The organism is Micromonospora sp. NPDC049799, assembly GCF_040656655.1.
Classification (GTDB): Bacteria; Actinomycetota; Actinomycetes; order Mycobacteriales; family Micromonosporaceae; genus Micromonospora.
This window is the reverse complement of sequence record NZ_JBFAMU010000384.1, coordinates 1-4,753: the sequence shown is the minus strand read 5'-3', so window position 1 is coordinate 4,753 and position 4,753 is coordinate 1. Positions and strand designations below refer to the sequence as shown.

General features: G+C 72.8%; 3 protein-coding genes and 2 pseudogenes. 2 read left to right on the top strand and 3 right to left on the bottom strand.

All coding sequences use genetic code 11. The features are described from left to right. Positions 1–530: 530 nt before the first annotated feature. Positions 531–2,345: a Stk1 family PASTA domain-containing Ser/Thr kinase gene (gene pknB, locus AB0I76_RS22720; RefSeq protein ID WP_357038832.1), complete on the top strand. Its 1,815-nt coding sequence runs from the start codon at positions 531–533 to the stop codon at positions 2,343–2,345. A gap of 226 nt (positions 2,346–2,571) precedes the next feature. Here the strand turns inward: pknB and AB0I76_RS22715 are convergent, their stop codons facing one another. The 3 genes and pseudogenes from AB0I76_RS22715 to AB0I76_RS22705 form a co-directional block, all read right to left on the bottom strand. Next, complete coding sequence (locus tag AB0I76_RS22715; protein ID WP_357038830.1) at positions 2,572–3,222, bottom strand: aminodeoxychorismate/anthranilate synthase component II; 651 nt, start codon at positions 3,220–3,222, stop codon at positions 2,572–2,574. A gap of 4 nt (positions 3,223–3,226) precedes the next feature. After that, positions 3,227–3,511 carry a hypothetical protein gene (locus tag AB0I76_RS22710; protein ID WP_357038827.1) on the bottom strand — a complete coding sequence of 95 codons (285 nt, stop codon included), beginning with the start codon at positions 3,509–3,511 and terminating at the stop codon, positions 3,227–3,229. 6 nt (positions 3,512–3,517) lie between these two features. Continuing rightward, positions 3,518–4,501: pseudogene (locus tag AB0I76_RS22705) on the bottom strand (class E sortase); the annotation flags it as partial. Between AB0I76_RS22705 and AB0I76_RS22700 the strand changes: the two are divergent. After that, positions 4,398–4,753: pseudogene (locus AB0I76_RS22700) on the top strand (hypothetical protein); the annotation flags it as partial. The pseudogenes AB0I76_RS22705 and AB0I76_RS22700 overlap by 104 nt on opposite strands.

Genomic DNA, 4,753 nt, shown 5'->3' with positions numbered 1-4,753 from the left:
GCGCGACCGGAGGACGCGACGCCGAGGGCGGCGGTACCTGGGCGCGGCCGGGCGGCGCGGCCGGCGACGCCGGAGCCGGCCGCGACCTCGCAGCCGCCCCGCCCGCCGGTCTCGGCACGTGCCACCGCCGCGACGCCGTCGGCGCCGCGCCCGCAGGCAGTGCAGCAGGGCTGGCCGCGAGGTGCCGCCCCGGTGCCGCCGGCCCCCGTTCAGCAGGAGCGACAGGCCGGGTACGCCCGCCAGCCGGTCCCGCCCGCCCCACCGCCGCAGCCCCGTCGGTCGCGTCCCGGAATGGTGTTCGTCGCCATCCTCCTGGCCGTACTGGTCCTCGTCTGCTCCGGCGTGATTTCCTACTCCCTGCGGGAGAACGGTGCATCCGGTGAACCCGGTGCGCCCGGCTCGCGGACGGTGCCGTCCGGCGTGCTGCGGCCCGCCGGGCACGACGATCCGGCTGGAACGTCGTACCGTCGACAGGAACGGCCCCGGTCGGGCAGCGACGAGACGACGACGAGCGAAGGACGACAGACGCGATGACAGCGCAGGCCCGCCTGCTCGGTGGCAGGTACCAGGTCGGCGAGCTCCTCGGCTATGGCGGCATGGCCGAGGTGCACCGCGGTCGCGATCTCCGGCTCGGTCGGGACGTCGCGATCAAGATGCTCCGGACGGACCTCGCCCGGGACGCGACCTTCCAGATGCGGTTCCGCCGGGAGGCGCAGAACGCCGCGTCGCTCAACCACCCGGCGATCGTCGCCGTCTACGACACCGGCGAGGAGACCGCTCCCACCGGCGAGACGCTGCCGTTCATCGTCATGGAGTTCGTCAACGGGCGGACCCTCAAGGAGGTGCTCGGCGCGGAGGGGCGGCTCCAGCCCCGCCGGGCGCTGGAGATCTGCGCCGACATCAGCGCGGCGCTGGAGTTCAGTCACCGGCACGGCATCATCCACCGGGACATCAAGCCCGGCAACGTGATGCTCACCCAGACCGGCCAGGTCAAGGTCATGGACTTCGGCATCGCCCGGGCCCTGGCCAGCGGCGCCACCACGATGACGCAGACCAGCGCCGTGATCGGCACCGCGCAGTACCTGTCGCCCGAGCAGGCGCGGGGTGAGGCGGTCGACGCCCGCTCCGACGTGTACGCCGCCGGCTGCGTTCTCTTCGAGTTGCTCTGCGGGCACCCGCCGTTCGTCGGCGACAGCCCGGTCAGCGTCGCGTACCAGCACGTGCGGGAGGCTCCGCCGACGCCCAGCGACATCAACCCGGACGTCAACCCGGCGGTCGACGCGATCGTCCTGAAGGCGCTGTCGAAGAACCCGCTCAACCGCTACCAGAGCGCCGGCGAGATGCGGGCCGACCTGCTCCGCGCCGCCGCCGGCCGGCCCGTGCTGGCCACTCCGGTGCTGCGCGAGGACGAGACGACGCACATGGCGCCGGCCGCCGCGGGCTACCCGGCGGCGGGTGCGACCCAGACCCGGCAGATCCCCGCCCGGGTCGGCGACCCGCGCCAGCGCAAGGCCTCGTCGTGGCTGATCGCCACCTTCGCCGCGGTCGGCGTGCTCGCGGTGATCGCCCTGGTGGGTGCGCTGCTCTACAGCAACCGGGACCAGCAGATCGTCGTGCCGAACCTCGTCGGTGCCACTCAGCAGCAGGCGTTGGACCGACTTGCCCAGGCGGGTCTGACCGGGAAGCCGGTGCCGGTCAAGGAGAGTGGCTGCCGGCAGGACACGGTGGTCCGACAGGAGCCCAGCGCCGACGCGCGGGTCGAGTCCACCCAGCAGGTGACCCTCCAGGTCTGCAGCGGCGTGCCCCAGGTGAAGGTGCCGTCCGGTCTCAAGGGCAGCCTGGTCGAGAGTGCCGAGGCCCGGCTCGAGGCGGAAAACCTCAAGCCGGAGGTCAAGCAGATCAACAGCGACCGGCCTGCTGGTTACGTCGTCCAGGTCGACCCGCCCGAGGGGCAGCCGGTGCCGGAAGGGTCCACGGTCACGCTCTCGGTGTCCCGGGGCAACATCATCGAGGTGCCGAAGGTCGAGGGCCTCAGTCAGGCCGAGGCCACCCGGCAGCTGCAGAACGCCGGGTTCAAGGTCAGAGTCGAAAAGGGCGAGCTGGTGGCGCCGGAGGACGCGGGCAAGGTCGAGGACCAGAGCCCGAACGGCGGCGAGAAGAAGGCCCGGGACAGCACCGTGACGATCGTCGTCACGCAGCCCGAGGAGGTCGAGCCCACGCCGACCACCCCGACCCCCGACCCGACCGCCACCCCGAGCGTCACGCCCACCACCCCCGGCACCGGCGGCGGTGGCGGCCTCCCGTTCCCGACGACACCCCCACCCGCCCGCCTCCCCGGCGAGTAACCCAACTACCCACCACCCCCGGCGGCACTGACCGCCGGGGGTGACGCCGCAGCGCCCACCCGCCGTCCGTCTGCCGCCCGCCGCTGCCGTGCGGTGATCATGAAGTTAGCGGGCAAACATGCCCGTTATGTCCCCACTAACTTCATGATCAACCGGCGAAGCCGGGCGGGGAAGCCAACCGGCGAGGCGGGGCCGGGAGGCGGTTGGGTGCTTCGGGTGGGGCGGGTCAGGTGGTGGTGAAGGCGGCGCGGCGGCGGGCGTCGACCTCGGCGGCCAGCTCCGGGGCGCGCTCCAGGGCCTCGCGGTAGCCGCAGGCGGCGAGCCAGTTGGCCAGCATCAGGTGGCCGCCCTCGGTGAGCACCGACTCCGGATGGAACTGGACGCCCTCGATCGGCAGCGTCCGGTGGCGCATCGCCATCACGATCCCGGAACCGGTCCAGCCGGTCACCTCCAGCTCGTCCGGCAGCGTCTCCGGCAGGACGGCGAGCGAGTGGTAGCGGGTCGCGGTGAACGGGTCCGGCAGCCCGGCGAGGACACCGGTGTTGTGGTGGCGGACCTCGGAGGTCTTGCCGTGCAGCAACTCCGGAGCGCGGGTCACGGTGGCGCCGAACGCCTCACCGATCGCCTGGTGCCCGAGGCAGACGCCGAAGATCGGCAGCTCGCCGGCGTACTGCCGGATGACGTCGAGGCAGATGCCCGCGCGATCCGGGCTGCCCGGGCCGGGCGAGAGCAGGATGCCGGACGCGCCGGCCCTTCCCACGTCCGCGACGTCGATCTCGTCGTTGCGCCGTACCTCGCAGTCCACGCCGAGCTGACCGAGGTACTGGACGAGGTTGAAGACGAACGAGTCGTAGTTGTCGATCACCAGGACGCGCACGGTGTCACCTGTCCGAGGGGGGCGGTGTGTTGTTCTGGTCGGTGTCGTACGGCAGGTCGTACTCGTCGCCGGTCGGTGGCTCGTCGCCGCCGGGCACCGTGTTCCCACCGGGATCCCCGGGGACGCCGGAGTCCTGAGTGACCTGCACGTCGTCGAAGGGCAGGAGGGGCTCCGCCCACGGGAACACCACGTACCAGAGCAGGGCAACCGCCGCGGTGGCCAGCAGCAGGCTGCCGACCAGCTTGCCGGGCAGCCCGAACGGGAGCTTGCGCCAGATCCAGGCGTACATGGTCCCTCAGTTCCCCAGCTCCGCCGGCCGGCCCGCGGACTTCGGCTGTGCCCGGTCCAGTTCGGCGTGGATGATGAGGCGTTCGTAGTTGTCGAACTTCGGGTTGCAGGTGGTCAGGGTGAGCATCCGCTTCCTCGGCTTCACCCCGGGCTCACCCGGGACGGGCGCCACCACCTCGACCTGGGTCGGCTTGACGATGTGGTTGCGCGTCACCCGGTAGACGTACCACTCGGTCTTGCCCTCGACCACGATGGCGTCGCCCTCGTTCAGCTCGTCCAACCGCCAGAAGGTGGCCCGGTTGCGGTGGCCGGCGACGGAGAAGTTGCCCACGCTGCCGGGCATGGCGCTCGACGGGTAGTGCCCCGGGGCGTACCGGATGTCCTTCTGGGTGACGCCCTCGACCACCACCCAGTTCTTGTCGAGCTTCGGGATGTAGAGGCCGGCGATCGGCTTGCCATGGACGGGCGGCTTCGGCTTGACCGACGCGGACGTGGAGGCGCTCGGGGCGACGGTCGGGTCGCCGGTCGGGCCCCACGCCTGCGCGAGCTGCTGGCTCAGGTCGTTCTGGTGGGCGTCGACGATGGCCGACTTGCCCCACACCTCGTATCCGGCGAAGAGGAGCACCACCAGGCCGAAGGTGATCAGCACCTCGCCGCTGACCCGGATGCCCGTGCGCAGCCGGGACGCCAGGGAGGGACGGGTCAGCTCCGAGTAGACGCTCTTGTAGCCCTCACCGGTCTGGTGCGGGCGCAGCTGGACGACCCGCTCGCCACGGCGCGGCCGGGGCGGCTCCGCGGGCTGGTCGGCGCCGTCACCGTCCGGCTCGTCCGTCTTCGGCGGGCGCGGTACGGCACCCATCAGCGCGGTGGAGTCCACCGGCGGCGGCTTGGGTGCCCCGCTCGTCCTACGCCCGGACACCGCCGGGATCACGGCGGTGGCACCCGGGTCGGCGGGGCGGTCGGGACCACCGGGCGAGGCCGGCCTGGTCGGACGGGTGCCCGCGCCGTCCGACCCGCCCACCTTCGGGATGTACGCCGTCGGCGCGTCGCCCTGGCCGGGCCGGTTCCCGCCGGCGTCGGCGGGTGGACGCCCGGCGGTCCCACCCGCGTACCGGCTGTCCTGGGCCGGCCGGGCGGTCCCGGCCTGCGGCGTGGCCTGGGTCGGGGTGGCCTGGGCCGGGGTGGCCGGCCGAACCCCCCGTCCGCCTCACCGGACCAACCCCTCCGCAGAGTTGATCAAGGG

What these genes read in the sequence shown, in the direction of transcription:
- AB0I76_RS22710 (WP_357038827.1), bottom strand. Translation starts at nt 3,511, where the DNA reads ATGTACGCCTGGATCTGGCGCAAGCTCCCGTTCGGGCTGCCCGGCAAG.
- pknB (WP_357038832.1), top strand. Translation starts at nt 531, where the DNA reads ATGACAGCGCAGGCCCGCCTGCTCGGTGGCAGGTACCAGGTCGGCGAG.